Annotated in this window: 15 protein-coding genes and 1 pseudogene; 4 read left to right on the forward strand and 12 right to left on the reverse strand. The window is 34.6% G+C overall.

Translation table 11 applies throughout. The features are described from left to right. Nucleotides 1-475: 475 nt before the first annotated feature. The 3 genes from V5E38_RS18450 to V5E38_RS18460 form a co-directional block, all read right to left on the reverse strand. Nucleotides 476-8,545, reverse strand: a complete 8,070-nt coding sequence (locus V5E38_RS18450; RefSeq protein ID WP_499211053.1) for a glycoside hydrolase family 94 protein — start codon at nt 8,543-8,545, stop codon at nt 476-478. A gap of 239 nt (nt 8,546-8,784) precedes the next feature. Next, entirely contained in the window at nt 8,785-10,170 is a 1,386-nt protein-coding gene (gene rlmD, locus V5E38_RS18455; protein ID WP_499211054.1) for a class I SAM-dependent RNA methyltransferase family protein, read from the reverse strand. Between the two features lie 13 nt (nt 10,171-10,183). Next, a complete protein-coding gene (locus V5E38_RS18460; protein ID WP_499211055.1) occupies nt 10,184-11,044 on the reverse strand; it encodes a DNA-3-methyladenine glycosylase family protein in 861 nt (286 codons plus the stop codon). A 638-nt stretch (nt 11,045-11,682) separates the two neighbouring features. Here V5E38_RS18460 and V5E38_RS18465 point away from each other — a divergent pair. Next, nucleotides 11,683-14,412: a bifunctional glycosyltransferase/CDP-glycerol:glycerophosphate glycerophosphotransferase gene (locus V5E38_RS18465; RefSeq protein ID WP_499211056.1), complete on the forward strand. Its 2,730-nt coding sequence runs from the start codon at nt 11,683-11,685 to the stop codon at nt 14,410-14,412. A gap of 71 nt (nt 14,413-14,483) precedes the next feature. On the opposite strand, the gene pdaA is transcribed toward V5E38_RS18465, so the two are convergent. Beyond that, a complete protein-coding gene (pdaA, locus tag V5E38_RS18470) occupies nt 14,484-15,284 on the reverse strand; it encodes a delta-lactam-biosynthetic de-N-acetylase (RefSeq protein ID WP_499211057.1) in 801 nt (266 codons plus the stop codon). Nucleotides 15,285-15,406: 122 nt separating this feature from the next. Between pdaA and V5E38_RS18475 the strand changes: the two genes are divergently transcribed. Next, nucleotides 15,407-15,706: a hypothetical protein gene (locus tag V5E38_RS18475; RefSeq protein ID WP_499211058.1), complete on the forward strand. Its 300-nt coding sequence runs from the start codon at nt 15,407-15,409 to the stop codon at nt 15,704-15,706. Between the two features lie 69 nt (nt 15,707-15,775). Here the strand turns inward: V5E38_RS18475 and V5E38_RS18480 are convergent, their stop codons facing one another. Then, nucleotides 15,776-17,299 carry a fumarate hydratase gene (locus V5E38_RS18480; protein WP_499211059.1) on the reverse strand — a complete coding sequence of 508 codons (1,524 nt, stop codon included), beginning with the start codon at nt 17,297-17,299 and terminating at the stop codon, nt 15,776-15,778. Nucleotides 17,300-17,490: 191 nt separating this feature from the next. Beyond that, complete coding sequence (locus V5E38_RS18485) at nt 17,491-17,658, reverse strand: SE1561 family protein (RefSeq protein ID WP_098230791.1); 168 nt, start codon at nt 17,656-17,658, stop codon at nt 17,491-17,493. A gap of 198 nt (nt 17,659-17,856) precedes the next feature. Between V5E38_RS18485 and yfkAB the strand changes: the two genes are divergently transcribed. Further along, the gene (gene yfkAB, locus V5E38_RS18490; RefSeq protein ID WP_499211060.1) at nt 17,857-18,984 is read left to right on the forward strand and encodes a radical SAM/CxCxxxxC motif protein YfkAB; all 1,128 of its coding nucleotides are present in this window, start codon (nt 17,857-17,859) and stop codon (nt 18,982-18,984) included. A gap of 115 nt (nt 18,985-19,099) precedes the next feature. Here yfkAB and V5E38_RS18495 read toward each other — a convergent pair whose 3' ends face one another. The 3 genes from V5E38_RS18495 to cax form a co-directional block, all read right to left on the reverse strand. Then, entirely contained in the window at nt 19,100-19,903 is an 804-nt protein-coding gene (locus V5E38_RS18495) for a YfkD famly protein (protein ID WP_499211061.1), read from the reverse strand. 90 nt (nt 19,904-19,993) lie between these two features. Then, complete coding sequence (locus tag V5E38_RS18500; RefSeq protein WP_499211062.1) at nt 19,994-20,602, reverse strand: YczE/YyaS/YitT family protein; 609 nt, start codon at nt 20,600-20,602, stop codon at nt 19,994-19,996. A 19-nt stretch (nt 20,603-20,621) separates the two neighbouring features. Further along, nucleotides 20,622-21,680 carry a calcium/proton exchanger gene (cax, locus tag V5E38_RS18505; protein ID WP_091023022.1) on the reverse strand — a complete coding sequence of 353 codons (1,059 nt, stop codon included), beginning with the start codon at nt 21,678-21,680 and terminating at the stop codon, nt 20,622-20,624. 236 nt (nt 21,681-21,916) lie between these two features. Here cax and V5E38_RS18510 point away from each other — a divergent pair, with 236 nt between their 5' ends. Further along, nucleotides 21,917-22,327: a pyridoxamine 5'-phosphate oxidase family protein gene (locus V5E38_RS18510; RefSeq protein WP_499211063.1), complete on the forward strand. Its 411-nt coding sequence runs from the start codon at nt 21,917-21,919 to the stop codon at nt 22,325-22,327. A 460-nt stretch (nt 22,328-22,787) separates the two neighbouring features. Here V5E38_RS18510 and V5E38_RS18515 read toward each other — a convergent pair whose 3' ends face one another. The 3 genes and pseudogenes from V5E38_RS18515 to tagH all read right to left on the reverse strand — a co-directional run. After that, a complete protein-coding gene (locus V5E38_RS18515) occupies nt 22,788-23,303 on the reverse strand; it encodes a VanZ family protein (protein ID WP_499211064.1) in 516 nt (171 codons plus the stop codon). A gap of 13 nt (nt 23,304-23,316) precedes the next feature. Next, entirely contained in the window at nt 23,317-24,207 is an 891-nt protein-coding gene (galU, locus tag V5E38_RS18520) for a UTP--glucose-1-phosphate uridylyltransferase (RefSeq protein ID WP_499211065.1), read from the reverse strand. A gap of 162 nt (nt 24,208-24,369) precedes the next feature. Continuing rightward, nucleotides 24,370-25,134 (reverse strand): annotated as a pseudogene (gene tagH, locus V5E38_RS18525) (teichoic acids export ABC transporter ATP-binding subunit TagH); the annotation flags it as partial. Nucleotides 25,135-25,136: the final 2 nt, after the last annotated feature.

Raw genomic sequence — 25,136 nt, forward strand, 5'->3', positions numbered from 1 at the left:
GCATCTAGACAGATGATTAATTCTGGTTAAGTTTATGTTGCAAAGATTAATAAACTTGATATTAATTATTCAAATCCTGATGGATAAAAATATTTGTAGAAGTAATCCTACAAGATTATAAAACTAATATCCATCCTTTTCTAGATTAGCTCGTAACGGCAAGTTATCATATGAGTTACGGGACATCTGCTTGCAAAATAATATTCATATTGTATGCCTAGATAAGTCAATCAATACCATTACCGGGGACCTTCAAAACTTTGGATTGTATGCTTGGCTTTATGAAATCGAGTCAGATAAAGCATCAATTGATTTTGCTTTAAAGAGAACCGAACTTAAAAAACCGCTTGAAAACTATTTAAAAGAATTGGTATTAAAAGATGATAAATTAAGTAATTCTAAAAAAATAAATCTACTTATAAATTTTAAACAACTAAAAAGGAGTGCAAAAAATGCACTCCTTTTTTATATTCAATTATATTACTTTAGAATATTGTATACCTACATAAACTACTACTTGATGATTTTCCCCATCATTTTCGAGAAATAAGTACTCGCTATTTTCTTGTTTTTTTCCATCAACTAACCATGTTGGTCCATCTTGGTTTTGGCCACAAAAAACCTCAATTGAATAGATCGAATCACCATATCTGTAATCAATACTAAATGAGTCCCACTCTAAAGGAACACAAGGTTGTATATATAAACGATTTCCTCTACACTTGATTCCTAGAATATATTCTAGACCTGCTTGGTACATCCAACCAGAAGCACCTGTATACCATGACCAACCTCCACGTCCTTCATGTGGATTTGCTGTGTAGACATCGGCCGACATTACATATGGTTCATTTCCATATGTTTTAATATCACGAATATTTTTTGTATGTGAGATTGGGTTTAAAATAGAGAACAGATCAAATGCCTTATCACGACGATCTAAGATTGCCCAAGCTACAATTCCCCAAATAACTCCATGAGTATATTGCCCACCATTTTCTCGAATTCCAGGTGGGTAGCCTTGTATATACCCCGGACTTGGATATGTTTTATCAAATGCTTTTGTTAGTAAACGTGCCAGATTCAAATCTCGATCTACAAGTTCACGATCAAATGAACGCATTGCTCTTTCCTGACGATCGATTGCTGTCCCGTTAGCAATAACTGACCAAGACTGGGCAATAGCATCAATTCGACACTCTGTATTCTCCATTGAGCCAAGCCATGTTCCTGCGTCAGTAAATGCACGGCGGAACCAAGTACCATCCCAAGCATTTTTATTCATATTTATTTCCAATTGAGCTACTTCATGTTCAAATTGCTTTACGATATCTTGTGAAAGGATACCCTCTTCAAATTTCAAAAACCTTTTTAAAATATCTAATAAAAACCAACCTAGCCACACACTTTCCCCACGTCCCTTAGCACCAATCCTACTCATTCCATCATTCCAGTCACCTATTCCCATTAATGGAATACCATGTTCACCAAACTTCAAAGAATGTTTAATCGCGCGTAGACAATGTTCTAGCACTGACCCCTTCTCATCAGACACAACTGTATCCTCATAGCGCTCCAATTCTCCTTCTTTTAGCACTTCACTATACAAAAATGGTACCTCTTTTTGGAGAATTTCTAGGTCTTCTGTCTGTTCTATGTAACGTGAAACAGCATATGGTAGCCACAGTAAATCGTCAGAAAACATCGTTCGAATTCCTTTGTGAGTTTCTTCATGCCACCAATGTTGAACATCGCCTTCAAGGTACTGATGCGCTGCGTTTATAAGTATTTGGTTTTTTAATATTGTCGAATCAACATGTAAAAAGGCTAGTGAATCTTGCAATTGATCCCTATAACCAAATGCGCCTCCTGCCTGATAAAAAGCAGTGCGAGCCCATAATCGGCAACTAAGTGCTTGGTACAGAAGCCACCCATTCATCATTATATCCATCGCTCGATCAGGTGTTTTAACTTTCACTTGTCCAAGAGTACTCTCCCAGTACTTTTTAACGTTTGAAATTGTTTCTTCATACGCAGAAGGCCTTCCGTATTGCTGTACTAGTGAACACGCTTCTTGTTTGGAAGCTGCACAACCAAGCAATATGCTAATCGTCACTTCTTCGTTAGCTGGAAGTTCGATAACAGTTTGTACGGCCCCACAAGAATTTGAAAACACACCAGTTTTCTTGTTAAGTGTCTCTTCTAATAATGCTGTTGGACACTCTAATGTATTGCCCCGCCCAATAAATTCTGTACGGTCACTCGTCCAAGAATACGTATGATGAGATTTCGCTATCGTTTCTGGAAGCGCAATATGTATAAAACCAATCGCGTCACGAAACTTTTCTTGGTACTTGTTTTGTGCAAGTAGTGTACTATTTTCTAAATTCCATTCTGTAACAATGAATGGTGCTTGCGCCTCTCTAAGTACCCCTAGAACCCATTCAGCATAATACGTTATGGCTATCTTCTTTAATTCATCACTTTTATTAAATAATCGAAGTCTAATAATTTTCAACGGATCATCTAACGGAACTGTTGTATCCATAGTAGAAACTACATCTCCATCAAGTTGTTCGAAACTACTATATCCCCTACCATGTATAACCTTATATGTTCGATCACCACCCGCAGGTTTTTGAGTAGCTGACCAAACTTGATTTGTTCCAAGATCTCTTATATAAAGACATTCACCAGGAGGATCGAGGACCGGATCATTATTCCAAGGCGTAAGTTTACATTCACGGGAATTTCGCCACCAACTATATCCAGTACCTAATTCAGTTAATAAGCATCCAAATCTTGGATTAGAAATTACATTACTCCATGGTCTAGGTAAATGCTCTCCGTTTTTTACAATCATTTGATACGCATGGCCATCATCGATAAAACTACCCCTACCATTAAAAAATTCACCAATAGGGATACTAATCGCTTGCTTCTCGTGTTGTATTTGTTTTGAAATCTTGATTTTCCGTAATGGATGTAAATCTTTTTCTAATAGACGTAATTGTGCACGTAAACTTGGCCCTCCAGCTTTCAATACTACTCGGGCAACAGCTAAGAGTAAATTTCTTTCATCCTCTGACAACTGGGTTGACTTCAATACAACAATTCGATTCATGTGATAGATTCCACGAGAAATAAGATTTTCATTTAAAGTTCTCATGAACTGATCTTGATAATTGCCAATTGTCTCATCTAGTACCACAAAATCAATAGCTAACCCCATCTTCACTAAATATTGATGCTGACAAGCTAAAAGAGTAACAAAAGGCAAATCAGACTCTTTTTTGATGGAAACTAAAATAATTGGCGTGTCCCCACTAATACCAAGAGGCCATAAGGAAGATTGTCCCAATGTATTGTGTGAAATTGCCTCACTACGAATTTTTGTTAACGGTGGGTTAAATAGAAGTCTTCCCGCCAACACATTTGCATCAGTAGCTTGCTTAGGTGTTAAATTCAAATGTCTAAGATCAATTTGTGATCGTACCCAAGCCAAGTGGAATGCTCGATCAACTTGTTTAGAATCACTAAAGCGCTGTACAATTTCAAGCGCTTGTTCATGACTTTTTGTAACACCAGTAACAAAATAAATAGTAGCGGTCTCATTAGTTCCCAATTGTAATGAACGCCTCATTGAAAACGCCGGATCAACAACGGAACCAGTTGAACCTTTTAGATGTGAGTAAATACCTTTTGGTGTTTCAAGCGTATTACCACGACCTATAAATTCTGCCCGATCTGTTTCAAATTCGTAATCTCCTTTCTCACGTCCATCTACAAAAATTGTGTGAACTGCCCAGATTTCATCCTCCTCATCCTCTCGTGGACGACGCTTAGCTAGCAAACATTGTGCATTTTTATCGAAGCTAGTTTCAATAAAAAGCTTACTAAATGCTGGGTGTGCACTATCTGCAGACTGACTTGCTAGCGCTAATTCTAAGAAAGATGTTACTTCTAATGTACGATTTTCACTACTGTTGTTAACTATTTGAAGTCGTCGTATTTCTGCGTCAATCTCAGAAGATATCGTCAAATCAAGTTTATAAGATATCCCTTCTTTTGTTCCTTCATAAGTAGTTTTGTCAAAACGAAATTGTGTTTTCATATCCATCGTTGTCTCATATGGGAAACCTGATGTACTCCAAGTTTCTTCAGAGTTGACATCATGAATAAAAATAATTGGCCCAGAAGTTCCTGATACAGGATCTTCTTTCCATCTTGTGACAGCTAACCCATTCCATAAAATCATGCCTGTTCCATCGTTCATGTTTACACTAGTTAATTGTCCATTTGACAAAACATTAACCTCTGGAATGGAGCTCGGCCCCGTAAAGGTACGTTCAGTGTCATCCAAATTACCATCAAATTCAGGAGCTTTTGCATCAATTCCTATTGGTTTTTCAATTAATGCTGCTTTTACTGGCACTCTTTCTTGGAGTAGCAAGTCCGCTGCACAAACTCGTGGATCATGGTGGAATCGGTTTACCATAATATCATCAGTCAATAAATTGACAAGGGTTAACATGCTCATACCTTGATGATGTGCCATAAAGCTTTGTATTACTTTATATTCTTGCCCCTTAGGCATTCTAGCTTTTGTAAAATCAACAGCTTCATAAAATCCATATTCACCTTTTGCACCATATTCTTTAAATTTTTGAAGGGCCAAAAGAGCATCATCACCTGCATATGGAATAGCCATAATGGTTGCATAAGGTGCTAACACCAGATTTCGCTCTAAACCTCGTTCAAGTCCAAGCCCTGGAACACCGAATGCACGATATTGATAATTTAATTGATAATCAAACGCGTAATATCCACTTTCTGATATACCAAACGGGAGTTGATATTTATCTGCATATTGACGTTGACGATCAATAGCTCCTCGATAAGTTGATTCCCAAATGGTATTTTTAAATGTCCGCATAATCAAGCTTGGCATCATGTACTCAAACATTGTTCCCGACCATGACAAAAGTGTCTTTTTCTTATTAAAAATTGTCATAGTACGAGCAAGTGTAAACCAGTGAGAAACGGGAATCTGGCCAAGTGCAATTCCTACGAAACTTGCTTGCCTAGCTTCTGAAGCAAGTAAATCGTATAGAATCGTATCTTTATGATTTGAGTCAACGTGATAACCAAGGCTAAACAAGCGTTCATCATTGTTATATAGGGATCTGAAATCTGTCAGTTCAATGAGTTGATTAATTTCAATAATAATATTTTCAATACGAGATTGAAATTCTTCTTCTCTCTTTTTCCATTCTATTAGTCCCTGTCTTACTACCATCATATAAGCAATAAAGTTTCCTGAATCGACAGTGGAAACATATCGAGGAGAAAGCGGCTTTGCAGAGCATGTATCATACCAGTTGAGTAGATGTCCATTCCATTTTTCCATATTAGAAATGGTTTTCATCGATAATTCGATTCGATCAAGCATTTTAGATGTATCAATAAAATCTAAATCACGAGCAGCTACAACACAAGTTAAATATAGTCCAATATTTGTTGGCGATGTTCGATGGGCAACGGTTTCATTCGATAGATACTGTACATTATCAGGTGGTAACCAAGATTCTTCTGACGTAACATATTTTTCATAGAACGACCAAATTTGAAATGCTAATTCCTTTAATTCATCACGTGCTTTATCCAACCAAACTCTACTTTCAACTTTTAACGGTCGATTAAATTGCTGTATGATTGGCCTTGCTAAAAACCACATAATTAGTTCCACAGTACCAAATATGTGAATTAAAGTACCTTTGGAAAACCATACCAATATACCAAACAATATAATTACTGCATATCCAATAGACTCGTACATAAAGACTCTTTTTGTAGCAGGATTGTTACTAGTCTTAGCAAACGTGACCCACTCTAGCAAATTACGTCGGCTAATGTATAGCCGGTAAAGAGTTCGTAAAGTAGCATCTACTACAAGAACCGATGTAAACGGCAATGTTACAAATTTAACCAGATTCTGCATAAAATTAATCTTTATTACACGAATGCTTCCTCTCCCAATCGCACCTTGTAAAAGTGAAAAAAGAAAGGGAAGAAAAACAGTTAAAAGTACGATTGTTTCCCAAACCAAAGATTTACCCGGTAATACACTAAATCCTAGTAAGGCAATTAGTAAAAGAGCTGGTGCAAGTAGACTGCGGCGCAAATTATCAGTAATTTGCCAACGTGTTAATCCACATAAATCAACTCGTTTATTATCACCATTACGATCTACACAATTTTTTCCTAACCATTTGATAAGTTGCCAATCTCCTCGGATCCATCTATGCTCTCGACATTGGAATGAATAAAAGGAACTCGGATACGACTCAACAACTTCAATATCAGAAGTTAGTCCCGCTCGAAGAAACCCACCCTCTAGTAGATCATGACTAAGTACATGATTATCCGGTATTCGATTTACCAAGGTTTTTTGAAATGATTCTACATCAAAAATACCTTTACCCACAAAAATTGCATGACCAAACAAATCTTGGTATACGTTTGATACGGCAAAAGAATACGGGTCAATTCCTGGCTCCCCTGCCCATAAAGAAGTAAAGCGAGACTTTTGTGTTGAGTCAAAACTCACGCCCACTCGTGGTTGTAATAATCCGAAACCTTCAATTACGCGTGTTTCATCTGCATTTAATCGAGGTCGATTATACGGGTAATGAATGGTACCAGCCATTCGGCCAACAACACCAATTGGTAATTGGGTATCTTGGTCTATTGTAAATACATATCGAATCTTCCTTAATATATCTTTATCTCCATGAATTGTTGTAAAACTAGAATTATCACTACCAGACAATAACTCAACAAACTCTACTATTTTTCCACGTTTCCTCTCCCATCCCATATAAAGATTGTCTGTTGGATTGTAAAGGCGGGATCTGTGAAATAAGAAAAATTTATCTTCCCCATATTCCTTACACAATGCATCGATCCTTGAAGTAACATGTGTTAATAGTTCATAATCTTCAGCTTTTGATTCAGTCAACGCATCCGTAAAATCACCTAAAATACCGAAATAAATATTTTTTTGACGATTTGCAAGATAATGAACTAAAAGTTGATCCACTACTTCATCTACATCTTTGGTGCTTGACCATATAACTGGAATAACGACCATTGTACTGGCATCTTCCGGAAGTTCTTCTGAATAATCAAACCTTAAAAGTTTTGTAGTGCGACTATATCGACAAATTAATTTATGGGCAATCGTTATAGCCCACTCACTAACAGGTAATATAAGAGCTACTATTATCGCTATCCACGATAAAGGTCGAAAGAATGCCCCAGCTGTTATCAGTCCACCAGAGAGAAACAATATTCCTATAAACAATAAAGCTACAGTTGATAAATACAAATACAATGGTTGTTTTCGTAAAGATATTTGTGGAAGAATACGTGGTCTAGCTTTCTTCAAAAGTGCTTTACGTATTTCTATGTTTCCTTGGGCATCAAATAAATAATAATCAATATAAGCCTTTCTCGGCATTACATTTGATTGATCTGGCTCTACTATTTTCGATTTGGCCAGATGTAGTGCTGTCTCAGCTACTAACATTTCTGGTACTTTTAACTTGTTTGCAATCTCTGCAACACGTCCACGAATTATGTCTCGACTGTCTAAATCTAAACTTTTATAATCGATAGTTGATGGATCAGAGAGTAAAAATTGTTCTAGATGTGAAATTTTTGTAAATGTTAATCTCCATGGCTGTCGCTCTAACTTATGTAAGCTTTGAATTAGATTCCCACAACTTACTTGCAAGTCCGCTTGTAATTGGTTCTCAAACGAAACTATCTGCTCAATGCTAGATTCACTATTCTCTATGTGAGCTGCAAGCCAGTCATGAACGATATGCATATTTGGTTCCAATTCGCTCAAATGTCTCACTAAATGTACAATCTCAATTGGTCCAAACGGTTTTTTACGTGCTTCTCTATCCAATAAATTTCGAATTTTATCGTCTGATAACTTTGTTATTTTTTCAAGAATTGAAGTAATAGAATCACATATTTCGTGACGACGTTGTACTTCAACCATCGTTCCAGACAAACGGCGTATCAAAGTAACTCGCATAGCACTTGGCAAAGCCCAGCATTCTAGATCTTTTAGAACAGATACCTCTTGATAGGCTTTTATATACCCTTCAAATGAGTTGACCTCATATCGACTACCCACATGCTCTAAGTAATCATTGCAAAGTGCATATATTCTTGGCATCCCAGTAGAATTTAATTTTGGTAGTTTATGTAGAGTTTCCCGTGGCAGCTTACTTAACACTTCTTGAGCTTGAGTCTCTATAAAATTAATGTGATCTAGGAGCCAGTCTTCCGCTGGTAGCCTACAATGCACTTTATTGTTACTCAGTTTTTCTGCAAACGTATGTAGATTAGCCATATCTTTTCGAAATCCTGGCCAATAACGAACAATTAAAAAATTGTTCACAAAAATTTCCTGAGTTAAAGCAAACTCACGTCCTCTTTCTTTTAATTGTTCATTACTAAGTATCATATAAACCTCCTATGTAACCCGAAAAATAGTCCATAGTGGTAAATATCCCCTAAATCCTTTTTTTTTATTTATGAAGATTAAACTTTTTGGAGCTAGAAGGATGAATTTTGAAAAGATAGAAAGAGAAAAATTTTTGAATCTGAAAATCTAAAAAATTGACCCTAAAACACTTAAGTTTGGCAAATCTCTTAAAAGAAGAAAAAGGCAACGGATTAATTTCCGTTGCCTTTTATTTTGTATTATTTAGTTTTTAAAACAAGCTCAGCCACACACTCAACATGTGCAGTATGAGGAAACATATCAACAGGCTGTAAATACTTCACATCATAACTCTTACTCAATACCTTTAAATCCCTAGCCAACGTAGAAGGATTACAAGAAACATATACTAATTTCTTCGGTTTAATCTTTAATACCGTATTCAAAAACTCCTCATCACAACCAGTTCTAGGTGGATCAGTTATAATAACATCTGGTTTCCAGCCTTCGTTTAACCATTTCGGTAATACTTGTTCAGCTTTTCCTGCTTCGTAATGAGTATTTGTAAGCCCATGGCTTAGGGCATTTGTTTTAGCATCGATGATTGCCTCTTTCGTTACGTCCATGCCTCGAACTTCTTTTGCGTCTTTTGCTAGCCATAGTCCGATTGTCCCTACTCCGCAATAAGCATCTACGACTTTTTCTGTTCCAGTAAGTGCCGCTGCTTTTTTGACTTCATCATATAGTTTAACTGTTTGTTCAGGATTTAATTGGAAGAACGCTCTTGCTGAAAGTTCGAATGATAAGTCTCCAAGCTTTTCTTCAATTACTTCTTCACCTGATAAATAGACAGTTTCACGACCAAAGATCACTGAAGTCATTTGATTATTAATGTTTTGCATTAAGCTTGTCACTTCAGGAATTCGTTTTTTAATTTCACTGATTAGTTCATTTTTCTGAGGAAAATCTTTCGTTCCAGTAACAAGTACTAATTGGATTTGACCTGTACGTAAACCAACTCTCGCTACGATTGTTCGGATTACCCCTTTATTTTTTCGTTCATTATAAACAGGGATATTTAAACGAGTTAAAATTTTCTTCACTTTACCTGTAATTTTATTTAAATCCTCATGTTGGATTGGGCAATGGCCAATATCGACAACATTATGAGAGTTTTGTGTATATAGTCCAGCGATGATTTTATTTTTTTCTAGCCCAGCTTGAAGCTGACTTTTGTTTCGATAATTCCAAGGATTTTCCATACCGATCGTTTCTTTAATTGGTGTTTTTTCTAGTAAATCTTTCGCATACTTTTCCATTGCTTGGATGACAATGTCGCGTTTATATCGAAGTTGTCCTTCATAAGATGCATGCTGAATTTGACAACCACCACATTTTTCGTAGATTTTACAAGTCGGCTCTACACGATCTGGTGATGCTTTTCGAATACGTTGAATTTTCCCTTCAGCAAAACCGTTGTGAACATTAGTTACCTCTGCTACTACTTCCTCACCAGGTAATGCTCCTTTAATGAAGACTACTTGTCTTTTGAAGTAACCAACACCCTCACCATTAATCCCAATACGTTTAATTGTTAAAGGAAAGGATTGGCCTACTTCTAATTTATTTGTTAACTGATTGCTCATATATACAACTCCATTATTCTATGCTCTTCCAAAGATAAAGGGCAGCGTAGCTTCCAAACGGAGAAACCTGCTCTTTTACATAATCCATTATTTCTTTTGAAGGCTTTTCATCTAAATTTAAAAGCTTTTGAAGTGCGATTTGAATTCCAACATCACCAACTGGGAAAATATCTTTTCGACCTAGACCAAATAATAAGAAGTTTTCAACTGTCCAAGGACCGACTCCCTTAAGCTTGATTAACTCCTTTGAAATTTCCTCTGATGATAATGTTCGATAATCTCGATGACTTAAAACTCCCTCACTCCAAGCTTTAGCAATTCCAATCATATATTCAGCTTTTCTCGTACTAAGCTGCAAATCTCTTAACTCATCTATTGTTAAATTAGCAATTATTTCAGGAGATGGAAAAAACCACGAATTACCAATTCTTTCACCGTACATTCGAACAAATCGTTTTGTTACTTGAATTGCAAATGTACGCTGTATTTGTTGATGAATAATACATGTAATTAAACAGGCAAAAGGATCATTTGAAACGGTAATTGGTGTATGTCCAAAAAGGTCAATTAGAGGAGAAATTGTAGTTTGTCTTAAATGATGATGTAGCTCTTCAAATTCTGTTTGCCATTGCAATATAGTAGCAACTTCTTCGAGAATTTTCTCTTTACTTTCATGTTCGCTAATAACTTCAAACTGAACTGGAACATCATTTATTTTCTTCACCTTTACAACTACTTGATCCCCATCAATATACAGTGGAATACTTAACCGCTTTTCAGCAGAATGCACTGTAAATGTAGGCTCATGCTCTAATCTCTTTAAAACTTCTTCCCATTGATATGGTGTTTCTAAAGCAACCTCTTCCTTCCACATTCTCCCGTTCCTCCTTAATTACTCTGAAGTGTATTATAGCATAATAAGTACCGCTTAAGAAAATTTGTGAGAAACGCAAAAAAACTAGAGAATCATCTCTAGATATGGTGTACAAAAAGTATTAAAAATTTGATTATCAGACTGATTGCAAGCGCTTGTCTTTCGAGGCGCGGAGTTACCTTTGACAGTAATGAGCAACTAAGAAAGCGAGTGCTTGTCAACAGTCTGAAGAAAAGCAAAAAAAGCTTGGGGACTAGTCAAGCTTTCTTTTGACACACACATTAAATTTTAAGGGAATGGGGAAACTTTCAAGTCCAATCAGGTTTCAAAACTGATCAAATATCGCTACAGCGGTGTTGATATTTGCTATAATCAAATGATAACGATTATCATTTTCAAAGTCAAGTGTTGAGTAAAAATAATTTGAATCTTTTTTCTATACTTATTAGAGCTACTATTTCAAAACGATTATCCACCTCTTCTCTCCTTACCTTAAAATATCTCCGTAAATAATTGGAAATAATACAAGGACGATACCTACTTACCATTCGTAAATTATGTCCTTTCGAAGACGCATTAGGTTATAATTTATGATAAACTATTTAATTGAAAGTAGAGACTAGTGAGGTAAGACTATTATGGAAAAAGCAAAAGTTAGTGTAGTCGTTGTTGCACATAATCATGAAGATGTCTTAAAAGATTGCCTAAATAGTATACAAGGTCAATCATTAACTGATATTGAAACGATTTTTATAGACAACGGTTCATCTGATAATAGTAAAGAAATAATTGAGAAATATTCAAATTCACATAAAAATGTTCGCTTCCTATCATTGGAACTAATGACAAAAAACAAAGCTCGTAACATTGGATTACATGAAGCTACTGGAGAATTTGTGGCATTTATCGATGCGGATGATCTTGTTAATCCTTCAGCCTATGAAAATTTATATAACAGTGCAATAAAGGATCATACTGATATTGCTTTAGGAAATATACAATTATTCAATGGTACAAGAAAATGGGAGCACCATGAATTAAAATCAATCATTAAAAAAGACTTACCAACATTACGTGAGTTTCATAAACATCCAGAGCTTTTGTTAAATCCTTCTATTAAAAATATGATTATTAAAAGAAGCTTGATACTCGACAATCAATTGCAATTCAATGAGCTTTTAACAGAACAACAAGATTTATTATTTACTCAACAATCTTTTATTTGTTCAAATAAAGTTTATGTAACCTCAGATATCGTCATAAAAGTGAGAGATTTAACAAACAGTGATGTCATTAAACAAACTAGTACGTTAGAATTTTTTGATAACCTTCTCGTTACTCAAACTGAATTAATAAACTATTATAATCTGAAAGATATCACCTCTCATTACTCACATGTTGAGAAAAAATTATGGGATTATTATTTAACGTCTTTACTGACAAAGGCATATTATTTCCCTAAAGAACAGTACAATGAACTTTTAAGGATTTCATCGGATTTTGCTAAAAACTTATCTGAAAATCTTATGGAAAATAATACTTCTAAAATTAGTAAAGTATTTTATACTATTTTTCTTAATCAAAATCCAGAAGAATTTCATTTATTGATGACTCTATTATCAGATCGTACTCTACAAAAAGGAGCAGTGATGATAGAGGGAAAATATTATCATTATTTTGCAAAGTATTTTCCGAAGTATAAAGAATACCTAGAAATTAAGGAATTTAATTTACATCAAAAAATTGAAATCCTTTCGTTACGAGGTGACCGCTTGCAAGTTGGTGGCTTCGCATTCATCGAGGAAATTAATAATTTAGATTCTATTAAGGAATTACAGTTTAAAAATAAATCAAATGGTCAGCTAATTACAGTTACACTCGAAACTCTTGAGCGTTCTGATTTGTCCTATCTTTTCTCAAAAAATAGTATTAATTATAGTGATGGTGGCTATAAAACAACTACAATTGAGTTAAGTAAAATTTTACCTGATGGCGATTATGAAGTGTTTATTTCAGTAAAAGTTGGAGATATTTCATTAAAAAAACCACTTCATATTTTCTATTTTTCAACAAAGGCAAATTCAAAACCTGCAACAACTAAAACACATAGTATCGTACCTTATTTTCCAAAGAAAAATTTACACATTCGAATCAAAAAAACAGGTCTACTTGGAAAATTAAAAACAAAGATCCAAAAATCATTCCGTGATATCGTTTATGAATTTGGGCTACTTGTACTTAGAAGAGAATGGAAGTCATTCCTTATTTTTTACCTTTACCGCTTAACCCAAAGATACTATCGAAATAAGCATATTTGGTTAATTGGCGAACGAAAAGATACGGCACAAGATAATTCATACCATTTATTCAAGTACATTCAGCAAAATAAAATAAGAGATAACTGTTACTATTTGATTGATAAAAAGGCAAAGGATTACGCATATATAAAACAATTCGGAAACATTGTACAATATGGAAGCTTAAAGCACACACTTTACTTATTAACTTGTGATAAAACAATTAATGCCTATTCAGAGCGTGCCAACATGTACACGCATGAGTACTTACAAGTTTTAAAATGTCATCCTGAGTGGCAGCAAAATCAAAAAATCCTTATTCAACACGGCGTTATTGGAGTTAGTCGTGTAAATCATGTACTGAATAAAAATCGAATGGGCTATTCATTATTTATCGTTTCATCTGATTTTGAAAAAGATCATATTGTTAACGAATTCGGTTATGCTGAAAATGAAGTGGCCGTTACAGGTTTGGCTAGATGGGATGCGCTTGAAAATACAGGAAATGGCAAAACCATTTTAATCATGCCAACATGGAGAAACTGGAATAAAAGTACTCAGCAATTAATGAACTCTGAATACTTTAACCGTTATTTTTCTTTACTTAGTAATCCCGAATTACATCAAATCTTAGAAAAGAATGATTTAAATATCATTTTCTATCCGCACTACCAGACTCAAATTTATATGAAGGATGTTCCGGATTTCCATAAAAGAATAAAAACGATCCGTCAAGGTGAAGAGACTGTCCAATCTCTATTAAAAAGATCAGATTTATTAATTACTGATTACTCAACAGTTTCATTTGATTTTTCATATATGGAAAAACCAGTTATTTTCTATCAGTTTGACTATAAGCGATTTTATTATGAGCATTACAACCAAGGACCAATTACACAAGACTTACTTTTTGGAGAAGTTGTATCTGAAGAAGAGCAAGTTCTTAACGGAATAAAAAAATTCGCTAATAAAGATAAACAATTCCTAGAAAATACAGTCGAAAATCCATTTGTCATCAAAACACCTAAGCAACATGCTAAACTAAACTACGAAGCAATCGCAAACCGTTAAAAAACTCGACCTTAAAGAGTAAAAAAGCTAATGATTAAAGCAGTTCATAAAACTACTTAATCATTAGCTTTTTATTTTTTAGGTAGATAAAAGCTCGGATCAAACCCGCTTCTCTCCATCATTAAGTCATCTAAACTTTTAAATTGATACCCTCGTTTATGTAAGCCAGTAATAATTGCATCCATCGCTTCTGCATTATCCTTGGATACAGTATGCATTAATATAACTGCTCCAGGATGAATCATTTTCATCACATTATCATAAGCATATTTCCAACCTCTTTGTTGATCAACCTTCCAATCAACATATGCCAATGACCAGAAAATATTTTCATATCCCTGCTTATTAACTAGTTTCAATGTACGTTCGCTAAAAACACCTCTTGCAGGTCTGAAATATTTCATTTCTGATTTCCCGGTCAATTCCTGGTATGCCATTTTAACTTGTTCTAATTCCTCTATAATCTTTTGATCACCAATCGTTGTCATATCAGGATGACTCCACGAATGATTTCCGACTATATGCCCCTCATTAACCATTCGTTTCACTAATTCAGGATTTTCCTTAATATAATGCCCGGTTATAAAAAAGGTCCCATGAACACCATGCTTCTTTAAAACATCTAAAAACTTAGGTGTAAAGCCATTTTCATAACCATTGTCAAAAGTTAAATAAACATCTTTTTTTGTAGTATCTCCTAAATAAACTGAACCTGTATTTGATAATAATTTATTAAGTTGCGCACCAGCATCAGGTGGAGTCTCATTTTTCGCAGGAACAATCCCCCAGCCGTGTGGCGCATTACTATAAGCAAATGTTGTACTAGGAAATACTAAGAAGAAAGTAAGAATATATACAATAATTTTTTTCAATTCATTCACCTCACTTAAAAATAGTATCTGTAAATAAATTAGAAATATGAAAAGAATTCATGTACTTTTGATATAAAACTAAATTTTTCTAACCAGGATTTTTGATGAAAAGGAGATGCGGATTGGTTTTTCGGTTTGATCTGAATTTTTTTACTTTAGCATCATTAATTTGCCCTAAATTTAGACTTTTTCTTCATGATTTAACTACTTATTTGCACTCTTGGCGGGGCTTATTTGCAGTTTTCGTTTATTTAATTGCAGATATGAATTTTTTAATTGCAGTTTTCGTATTTTTATTTGCAGCTCATTGTTTACTTCTTGCACCATCCGCAATTTTGTTTGCAGTTCTCATTCCGGCATTTGCACTAATCATGTTTTTATTTGCACTATCCATACCTTTATTTTCAGCTCTGTTCGAATAGCTGCAATTCTCTTCACAAAACAAAAAAAAGCAATGCCAAAAAAATGACATTGCCCTTAAAACCCAATTATTAAAATACTTTCTCAGCCATAGTAGCCAATTTCTCAAGTGAACTCTTATCTACATCTTTATGCAATGAATTACCATGAGAATCCATTGTTACAACTGCTTTAAAGTCTTCAACTTGTAAGTGCCACATAGCTTCAGGAATACCAAACTCTAGGTAGTTTACGTCTTTTACTTCTTTAATACATTGTGAGTAGTATTGTGCTGCTCCACCAATTGCATTTAAATAAACGCCGCCGTGTTCTTCTAGAGCTTTTAATGTTTTTGCACCCATTCCGCCTTTACCGATTACAGCGCGAATGCCGAATTTTTTCATGATATCGCCTTGGTATGGCTCCTCACGAATACTTGTTGTTGGACCAGCTGCTTTAATGTGATATTTGCCTTCTTCATCTTTTAATACTACAGGTCCACAGTGGTAAATAATTTGTCCATTTAAATCGACTGGGCAATCATGATCTTTTAAATGATGGTGGATTGCATCGCGTCCAGTGTACATCATGCCACTAATTGAAACTACATCTCCAACTTTTAAATCACGGATTTGTTCTTCTGTAATTGGAGCTACTAATTTTACTTCGCGTGGTGCTTCTGTCGTTTCATCAGTTTCATTTGTAAAACTAATTTCTTCTCCTTCGCGATATAACCATTCTGAAATATCACCAGTTTCAGGATTAATTTTCATTCCTAAACGACGGAATGCCCAGCAGTTATAAGCTACTGATACGAAGAAGCTCGCAGGTAAACGGTTCATTACACCGATTTTACAGCCAAGTAGAGTTGTTTCTCCACCAAAGCCCATTGTTCCTACGCCAAGCTTGTTAGCATTTTCCAAAATGTAATCTTCCATTGCTTTAAGCTCTGGAATTGAATTTTCATCATCAGATAAACGGAATAATTGATCCTTTGCTAGCTCATAACCGCTAGTACGGTCGCCACCAATACCAACTCCGATGAAGCCTGCGCTACAGCCTTGTCCTTGTGCTTGGTATACGCTGTGTAAAATACATTTACGGATACCGTCTAAATCACGACCTGCTTTTCCAAGTCCTTCAAGTTCGCATGGTAAGCTGTATTGAATGTTTTTATTTTCACATCCGCCACCTTTTAAGATTAAGCGAATATCGATATAGTCACTCTCATGTTGCTCAAATTTAACAACTGGAGTACCTGGTCCTAAGTTATTTCCGCTGTTTTTACCAAATAAAGAATCTACAGAGTTAGAACGTAGCTTACCATCTTTTGTAGCTTGTTCAATTGCAGCATAAATTGCTTCTTTTATCACAAGTTGGTTTACCCCAACTGGCGTTTTCACTTTAAAAGTTGGCATACCCGTATCTTGGCAAATTGGTGAAACATCGCCTTCAGCCATCATAATATTGTTTGTAATCGTTTCCAATGCGATGGCGCTTCTTGTACCTACAGTTTCACTTGCTTTAGCTTGTCTGATTGCTTTACGTACGTCTTTTGGTAGATTTGTTGATGTTTCGACAATTAATTGATAAATACTTTCCTGTATGTGTTGCATTCATGCTCCCCCTTAAAACCCTTTATAAAAATACTGAATGTTCCCCTCTTCATTATAATACAATTTTTAATAAACGGAATAAAAAAAGCCCTTCAGAATTAGTTTCTGATTTGGGCAAATATTTAGCTACTTCTATTGTTAACAATTAGACTATGTTCGCTTTCCAATAAAAAAAGCCCATTATAATGGACTCAATCTGGGCGATTTACTTCACGACATTTACTTTCTAAGTCATCTAGAACTGATAATAATTGATCTAGCTCTTCTAAGCTTACTTCTTCAGCTTCTAATGATTCGATTGTTTCCATTACTGAATTAAAACGTTCTTTAATATAGGATAATTGTTCTGTGTTTGACATGAAATGATCGTCCTTTCTAATACAATTGCTAATAATATTGTACCCTTATTCTCCTATATATCGTAAACTTTCGACATTTTTTTAAATTTTAGGAAGTTATTCCTATACAAGGTTTCACTTTCTTTCTTATAATAGTTGAGGAAAATTAAATTAGTCTAATACTTATGGGTGCAGTTTTGTACCTAAAGGAGTAATCAAATGAAAAAATTATTACAACAAATAACGCCTACATATGATCCTTGGGAAGCGTATTTAGATGTTGAAGAGTATGGTAAAAACATACTTACAAATGTAGAGTTTACGACTACAACGATTTGTAATATGCGCTGTGAGCATTGTGCTGTCGGATATACTTTACAACCAAAGGATCCAAATCCACTACCTATTGAGCTAGTATTAAATCGCTTAGAAGAGATTGAGAAGCTTCGTTGTATTAGTATCACTGGTGGAGAACCGATGCTTTCAAATAAAATGTTGAACGGATACGTTGTGCCTTTATTGAAGTATGCACATGAACGTGGCGTACGTACTCAAATTAATTCAAATCTAACATTAGATTTTGAAAGATACGAAAAAATAATTCCTTATTTAGACGTTCTACATATCTCTCATAACTGGGGAACTGTTGATGAATTTGTAGAAGCAGGATTTGCGATGATGGAACGTAAGCCGACATATGCGCAGCGTGCTAAATTATTCGAAAACATGATTGAAAATAGCCGAAGACTTGCTGATGCTGGAGTTATGGTTTCCGCTGAAACAATGTTAAACAAACGTACTCTTCCATACTTAGAAAAAATCCATCGTCAAATTATAGAAGAAATGAAATGTCAGAGGCACGAAGTTCACCCTATGTATGCCAGCGATTTCGCTAGTACATTAGAAGTCCTGACAAAATCAGAGCTACGCGAAGCAATTTCAACTTTACTTGATGTACGTGATGAAAATATTTGGATGTTATTTGGTACTCTGCCATTTTATCCATGTAGTGATGATCAAAACGATTTAGACATCATTCAGAGATTATATAATAGTAAAAATGTAACATTACGAAATGACCCTGATGGTCGTTCTCGCTTAAATGTAAATGTATTTGATGGTAGCATCATCGTTACTGACTTTGGTGATGTACCTCATCTAGGAAATATTCAAACCCATACATTACAAGAAGCATATGATACTTGGACATTATCAAAAACTGCAAATGAACTAAGCTGTCATTGTCCAGCAGTTAAATGCTTAGGTCCAAATATTCTTGTAAAAAACAGCTATTATCCTGAAACTGATTTTTCGAATAAAAGTACTAAGATTTTAAAGGGAAATTAAACACTAAAAAAAGAGCATGTCATATTTATGGCATGTTTTTTTGTACCAAAAAAGCTAAGTGTTTGTTCAAAAACAAAATCCACAAGGAAAATGATTTACCTTGTGGATTTCTCTATTATCTAGGGTGTGGTGAAGCGAAATAACCAAACGAAACATAATCCTGAACAGGAATCCATGCACCTACACCTTGTGATACTATATTTTTAACTTGTAGGCTTCTTTTATTACCTTTTAAGATTAAGTACACTTCTCCAAATGTAACTTTTCCTTTTTCATTAACTGCAGGAGCATAAGCATATAAATAGCCGAGTTGCTTTGGTGGTACATTATATACTCTCTCGTTTTTAGTTCCAGCTCCAACAACTGTTTGGAATGCAAGTGGAAGAGTTGTTTTCTCTGATGCATCGTGCATCATTAAATTAATCACATCATCCGCATTCCTTACTTTAGCAGTTAATCCACCTTTAACAATCTGTTGCGAATTTTGGTAGTATTTTAGTCGTCTGTACGCTTTTTCTCCTCTATTATCCAAAAAGTTTGTATTAATTTTTTTATATTGCCAATTGATTGTTGTCTCATTTGATTCGTAATTTAAAGGAAAAACCCCTAAGAAAATTCTCGCATTATAGCCTACTGCAAATGGTGCTTTGCTGACAGAGGATTCATTAAACATACGAATTAGATTTGGATTCTCAATTTTTACATTTGACGAATCTAATAACTGCTTAGCTAATCCCCCTGGTTGAAGTTCCGGCAGGTCTTGAGTTGGATTAGGGTAAGTATTCTCTTTTGTCACATTTGCAGCCGAACGTGGGACTTTAATATCTGAATTAGCTGCAAAAGTTGTTTGTCCATTATTTAAGGAAATAATTAAAATAGCTATATTAACAAGAACGAATGGCTTAAACCATTTAGACATATTCATGCCCCTTTCACAAATAAGGAAATTATTACTCTTAGCATGAACATTTTATGTAAATATATGTATTCCTTAAAATGAAAAATTTTGCTATGAAATCAGCTTAATATATAGTTTCTCAATTGGACCTCTTAATTTCTGTAAAATAGGTCCAATACTGAATGTAATTAAGACGGTTCCGATTCCAATTGGACCTTTTAGAAGAAATGCCAATACTAAAGCAAACACTTCACCGATCGTTTTTGCCACGCCTAAACTTACCCCGAACCGTTTGTTTAGCGAGATCATTAAATCATCTATTGGACTTAACGGAAACTTCGCTTGCAAATAAATCGCAATACCTATAGTCATACTTAAAATAGCTAGTACTAATTGAATATATCTAGTGACCATATTTGAATCAAATAAATGCTCCGACTCTACAGTTAGCCAAAAATCAAGAAATCGTCCAATTAAAATAAACGTAATCGCAGCAAGCCAATCCGGTCTTTTCTTTTGTAAAAAAGCATTTACAAACAATAGTATTGATGAGTTAATGATAATCCAATTACCAACAGATAAGCCAAAGGTTTTCGACTCACCAACAGCTAATGCATCCCATGCACTAGCTCCAAGTCCAGCTTTAATGGCTAAACTAATTCCTAAAGTTAAAAATAGTAATCCAATTAAATAAAATAGAATTCTTATTATTATTTTCAAGTATTACCACCTTCATTTTTTATAGTAAGTAGAAACCAATCCCCATAATCAAATAAGCAGCTAATAGGGTTAACCCTTCAAACCAGTTTGTATCTCCATCATTCATAATCGCAATTGTTAAAAATACGGAAGTGATCATCGAAATTAATTCCGGCATGGAAAATATTAATGGCATTCTTTCCCCAATAAACAATGAACAAATCACTAACACTGGCGCAACGAACATGGCAATTTGTAATGATGAACCAACAGCAATTTCTACCGAAACCCCTACTTTATTTTTATATGCCATCACAATTGCAGAAGCATGTTCAGCCGCGTTACCAACGATTGCAACAACGATTATACCGATAAATAATTCAGTCCATCCAAACTTATCACCCACTGTCGTAAACGTGTGAACTAGCTTCTCTGAAACATATCCAACTGCTACAGTAGCTAACGCTAAAATAATCATGGCTTTCCCTGTTTTCCACTCAGCTTCTTCATGCTCTTCTACGATCTCTTGATTTTTAGCTACGTACACCCCACGATGTGTAACTAATTTGAAGTAAAGTGCAGCTAAGTATAAAACCATTAAAACAATCGAAACGCCTACACTAAGTGTCATCTTATCATTTGCAGTCATTTTAACTGAAAAAATTTCAGGAATGACAAAGGCTAGTACTACCGCAAAAATCAACAAGCCTGAATTATGTCTCGCATCGTAAACATTAAAGCTTTGACGTTTATATTTTAATCCACCAATAAAAAAGGATAGTCCACCTACAAGTAGTAAGTTTCCTATTACAGAACCTGTTAATGATGCTAATACTACTTCCGATAAACCATTTTGTAATGCAAAAATCGCGATAATTAACTCTACCGCATTCCCGAATGTTGCATTTAAAAGTCCCCCAATTCTCGGGCCAGCTGCAATCGCTAAACTTTCAGTAGCTCTTCCCATAATGCCAGCTAATGCAATAATCGTTAAACAGTAAATGATAAATAATAAAATCTCGCTCCAATGCATTAAGCTCCCAATTACCGATAATGGTACACCGATAAATGTAACAATAAAAAATAAACGATGAGCCATAATTACCTCCTAAATAAAATTCCTTATAAATATCATATGCAAAAGACTTAAAAAAATAGGTTTAAATGTAAAACAATTAACAAACACTTAAAGTGTTGATGGCAAAGTTCATCGATTATACCTATATTGCTCAAAGGATTATGACCTCGAGAACTAGAATTACTTATGTTGAAGATTCGGTTGGTAGAATGGATTTCTACCTTCCCTTCTTCTGAACTAGGAGGGAGTTAATAAAAATGATTCAAGAAAATATTATGAAGGTGCTTAAGGCGAAACAATTAGGTCTATTTACAACCATTCGTGAAGACTTTCCGCATAGTTGTTATATGGTATTTTTCTTTAAAGGCCTAACACCTTATATCGCTACAAATAAGAATTCACAAAAAGTAGAAGATATAAAAAATAATCCAAACGTACATATACTACTTGGTCATGATGGTGACCGATTAGATGATAACTTTGTAGAGATGTTTGCAAGAGCTGAAGTAATTGAAAATGCAGGTCCTGAAGAGAAAGTATGGACTGAGGAATTGTCTAGATGGCTTGAAGGTCCCGAGGATCCTAATTATGTATTGATTCAAATGAATCCGGTTAAGATCGGTTATGTAGAGAAAGCAGGTACAGAGCCTACTTTTATAAATCTGTGAAAAATGAAATCTTATCTAATTGAATTTAGGTAAGATTTTTTTGGTAAAAAAAGAATCAAATTTTCGTAAAAGGAGTAAAGTGATGTTGATTTCCACTACGGTATGCTCGCTTTCCATGGGGCGGGACCTGAGCCTCCTCGGCGAGCCTGAGGTCTCAGCCTTCCCGCTTATCCCATAGGGGTCGAGCAACATCCACTCCAATCAACTTATTCATTAAAATAAGTCTGCATAAAAATCTACTTTACTATCTTTTACTTAGAGTAATAACAGATCATTAATCAGATTTTCGAACATTAATTATAATATTTAAAATTCCGTGACTATAAACAGTTATAAGTGTTAATGTTCATTTAATTTAAGGTTTCTCTTGGCCTTTAATATTTCACACCTTGGAAATGGTTGTCTTTATAACTTCTTTCTTGTTAGCGTTTATTATCTCATACAAAAAAAATCCATTCGATTAAACTCGAATGGATTTTTGAACTTTTGCTTTAAGCTTCTTACTTATTAATAAAAATATAGATGCTCCTATTAGTGCTCCGATTGAATCGATTACTACGTCTTGAACTAACGGAGTTCGGTTTGCAGTGAAGGATTGGTGAAATTCATCAGAAGCTGCATAAAGGATTGAAAAAATTATGCCTACTAAAAAGGCTCTGTTCACATAAAGCTTTGCTAATCTTGTAGCAAAAAAGGCAAGTAAAAGATAGATTGAAAAATGTGATAGTTTACGAATAAAGAACTCTGTAAATCCTGCCACTCCAAGCTCTTTTATACTTACTTCATGTCCAGCGTAGTTAAAGTGGACAAAGGTAAAATGCTTCATTAGATCATATAAAAATGTAATGTGGCTTATTTCTGGTCTTATATCTTGTTTTTCATACGGTGTTGCTGATGAATAAAAGATAATGCCAGCTATAAGGATCACAGGTATCCAGTATTTAATAAATGTTTTAAAAGAAATAGAATTTTTCATTCTTATTGATCTATTAGCCTAATTCATTAATTTTTTGCTTTAAATAGTCTAATAAGTCATCTCTTAAATCATCACGTTGAAGTGCAAAATCGATCGATGTTGTAATAAATCCTAATTTTTCACCAACATCGTAGCGCTTACCTTCAAAGTCGTATGCAAATACTCGTTGAATTTTATTCAGCTTTTGAATTGCGTCTGTTAATTGGATTTCACCACCAGCTCCAACTTCTTGCTCTTCTAGGAATTCAAAAATTTCAGGAGTTAATAAATAACGTCCCATAATTGCTAAGTTTGATGGTTGAGTTCCTTTTGCTGGTTTTTCAACAAAATTACGAACTTGATAACGTCGACCATCTTTCTCAACTGGGTCAACAATACCATAACGATACGCTTCATCTTCAGGAACTTCTTGCACACCGATCACTGATGAATGAGTTAACTCGTACTGCTGAATTAATTGTTCAACACCTGGTACTTCTGCTTGAATAATATCATCACCAAGTAGTACAGCAAATGGCTCATCTCCAATAAATTTACGAGCGCACCATACAGCATGTCCTAATCCTCTTGGCTCTTTTTGTCTAATATAATGAATCTCTACTTTTGAAGACTCTTGTACTCTTTCAAGTATGTCATATTTCTTCTTTTCTAATAGATTTTGTTCTAATTCGAATGAAATATCAAAATGGTCCTCGATTGCACGTTTACCTTTACCAGTTACGATAATAATGTCTTCAATTCCTGCTTCAATTGCTTCTTCAATAATATATTGAATTGTTGGTTTGTCTACGATTGGTAACATTTCTTTTGGCATTGCTTTTGTAGCCGGTAAGAAACGAGTACCTAATCCCGCTGCTGGGATAATGGCTTTACGTACTTTTTTTACTTTGTTATTATTTTCCACAATAATCACCTAATATTTTTTATAGTCTATATTAATAAAGTTTAAGCTTTTAATCATCACTCAACTGAATAATAAAGTATTTCATATATATAATGCAAGGAAACCTAAGCTTTTTCAAACTTAGGTATCCCATAAACTATTTAATTAATTATAATGCATATTTTTTTCACGATCTTTTGTACGTTCTTCAGTAGTTAATTTATTGTACTCAGTAAGGAACTTTTGATAGTTATCGCATACAGGACTAATGTCTCCATACTCTACCACTTTTCCGTAATGAATCCATAACCCTTTTGTACAAAAATCCCTTACTTGACCTAATGAGTGACTAATAAAGAATATTGTTTTTCCTTGTTCTTTAAAATCATTCATTTTATCTAAGCAACGTTTTGTAAATGTTGGGTCACCAACAGATAATGCTTCGTCAATTACCATAATGTCTGGATCAATATTAACGGAAATTGCGAATCCTAATCTTGATCTCATACCGCTTGAATAGGATTTAACTGGTTGGTTAATAAACTTACCAATTTCAGCAAACTCAATAATATCAGGCGTAATTTTTTCAATTTGTTTTACCGTAAGACCCATCATTAAACCTTTAAGTCTAATATTTTCCAAACCAGTTAGTCGATTATCTAAACCAGCTTGAATGGCAATTAGTGAAGCAACACCATTTACTTCGACTTCACCTTCATTTGGCATTGTCACACCCGCAATTAAGTTTGACATAGTACTTTTACCAGATCCATTTAATCCAATGATCCCTACGATTTCACCTTGTTCAACCTCGAAGGATACATCTTTAAGGGCATGAAAGAATTCGCCACCTTTACCGCCAAAGAATAAATCCTTTAGCTTGTCGGTCGGCTTACTATACATTTTAAACTTTTTTGTAACATTTTTAAAAATAACTTTTTTTGTCATTG

The sequence above is a fragment of the Rossellomorea sp. GAMAL-10_SWC genome (assembly GCF_049568075.1).
GTDB lineage: Bacteria > Bacillota > Bacilli > Bacillales > Bacillaceae_G > Gottfriedia.

What these genes read in the sequence shown, in the direction of transcription:
- V5E38_RS18485 (WP_098230791.1), bottom strand. Translation starts at nt 17,658, where the DNA reads ATGTCAAACACAGAACAATTATCCTATATTAAAGAACGTTTTAATTCA.
- V5E38_RS18460 (WP_499211055.1), bottom strand. Translation starts at nt 11,044, where the DNA reads ATGTGGAAGGAAGAGGTTGCTTTAGAAACACCATATCAATGGGAAGAA.
- rlmD (WP_499211054.1), bottom strand. Translation starts at nt 10,170, where the DNA reads ATGAGCAATCAGTTAACAAATAAATTAGAAGTAGGCCAATCCTTTCCT.
- V5E38_RS18510 (WP_499211063.1), top strand. Translation starts at nt 21,917, where the DNA reads ATGATTCAAGAAAATATTATGAAGGTGCTTAAGGCGAAACAATTAGGT.
- V5E38_RS18465 (WP_499211056.1), top strand. Translation starts at nt 11,683, where the DNA reads ATGGAAAAAGCAAAAGTTAGTGTAGTCGTTGTTGCACATAATCATGAA.
- V5E38_RS18450 (WP_499211053.1), bottom strand. Translation starts at nt 8,545, where the DNA reads ATGATACTTAGTAATGAACAATTAAAAGAAAGAGGACGTGAGTTTGCT.
- V5E38_RS18495 (WP_499211061.1), bottom strand. Translation starts at nt 19,903, where the DNA reads ATGTCTAAATGGTTTAAGCCATTCGTTCTTGTTAATATAGCTATTTTA.
- yfkAB (WP_499211060.1), top strand. Translation starts at nt 17,857, where the DNA reads ATGAAAAAATTATTACAACAAATAACGCCTACATATGATCCTTGGGAA.
- V5E38_RS18480 (WP_499211059.1), bottom strand. Translation starts at nt 17,299, where the DNA reads ATGCAACACATACAGGAAAGTATTTATCAATTAATTGTCGAAACATCA.
- V5E38_RS18515 (WP_499211064.1), bottom strand. Translation starts at nt 23,303, where the DNA reads ATGAAAAATTCTATTTCTTTTAAAACATTTATTAAATACTGGATACCT.
- cax (WP_091023022.1), bottom strand. Translation starts at nt 21,680, where the DNA reads ATGGCTCATCGTTTATTTTTTATTGTTACATTTATCGGTGTACCATTA.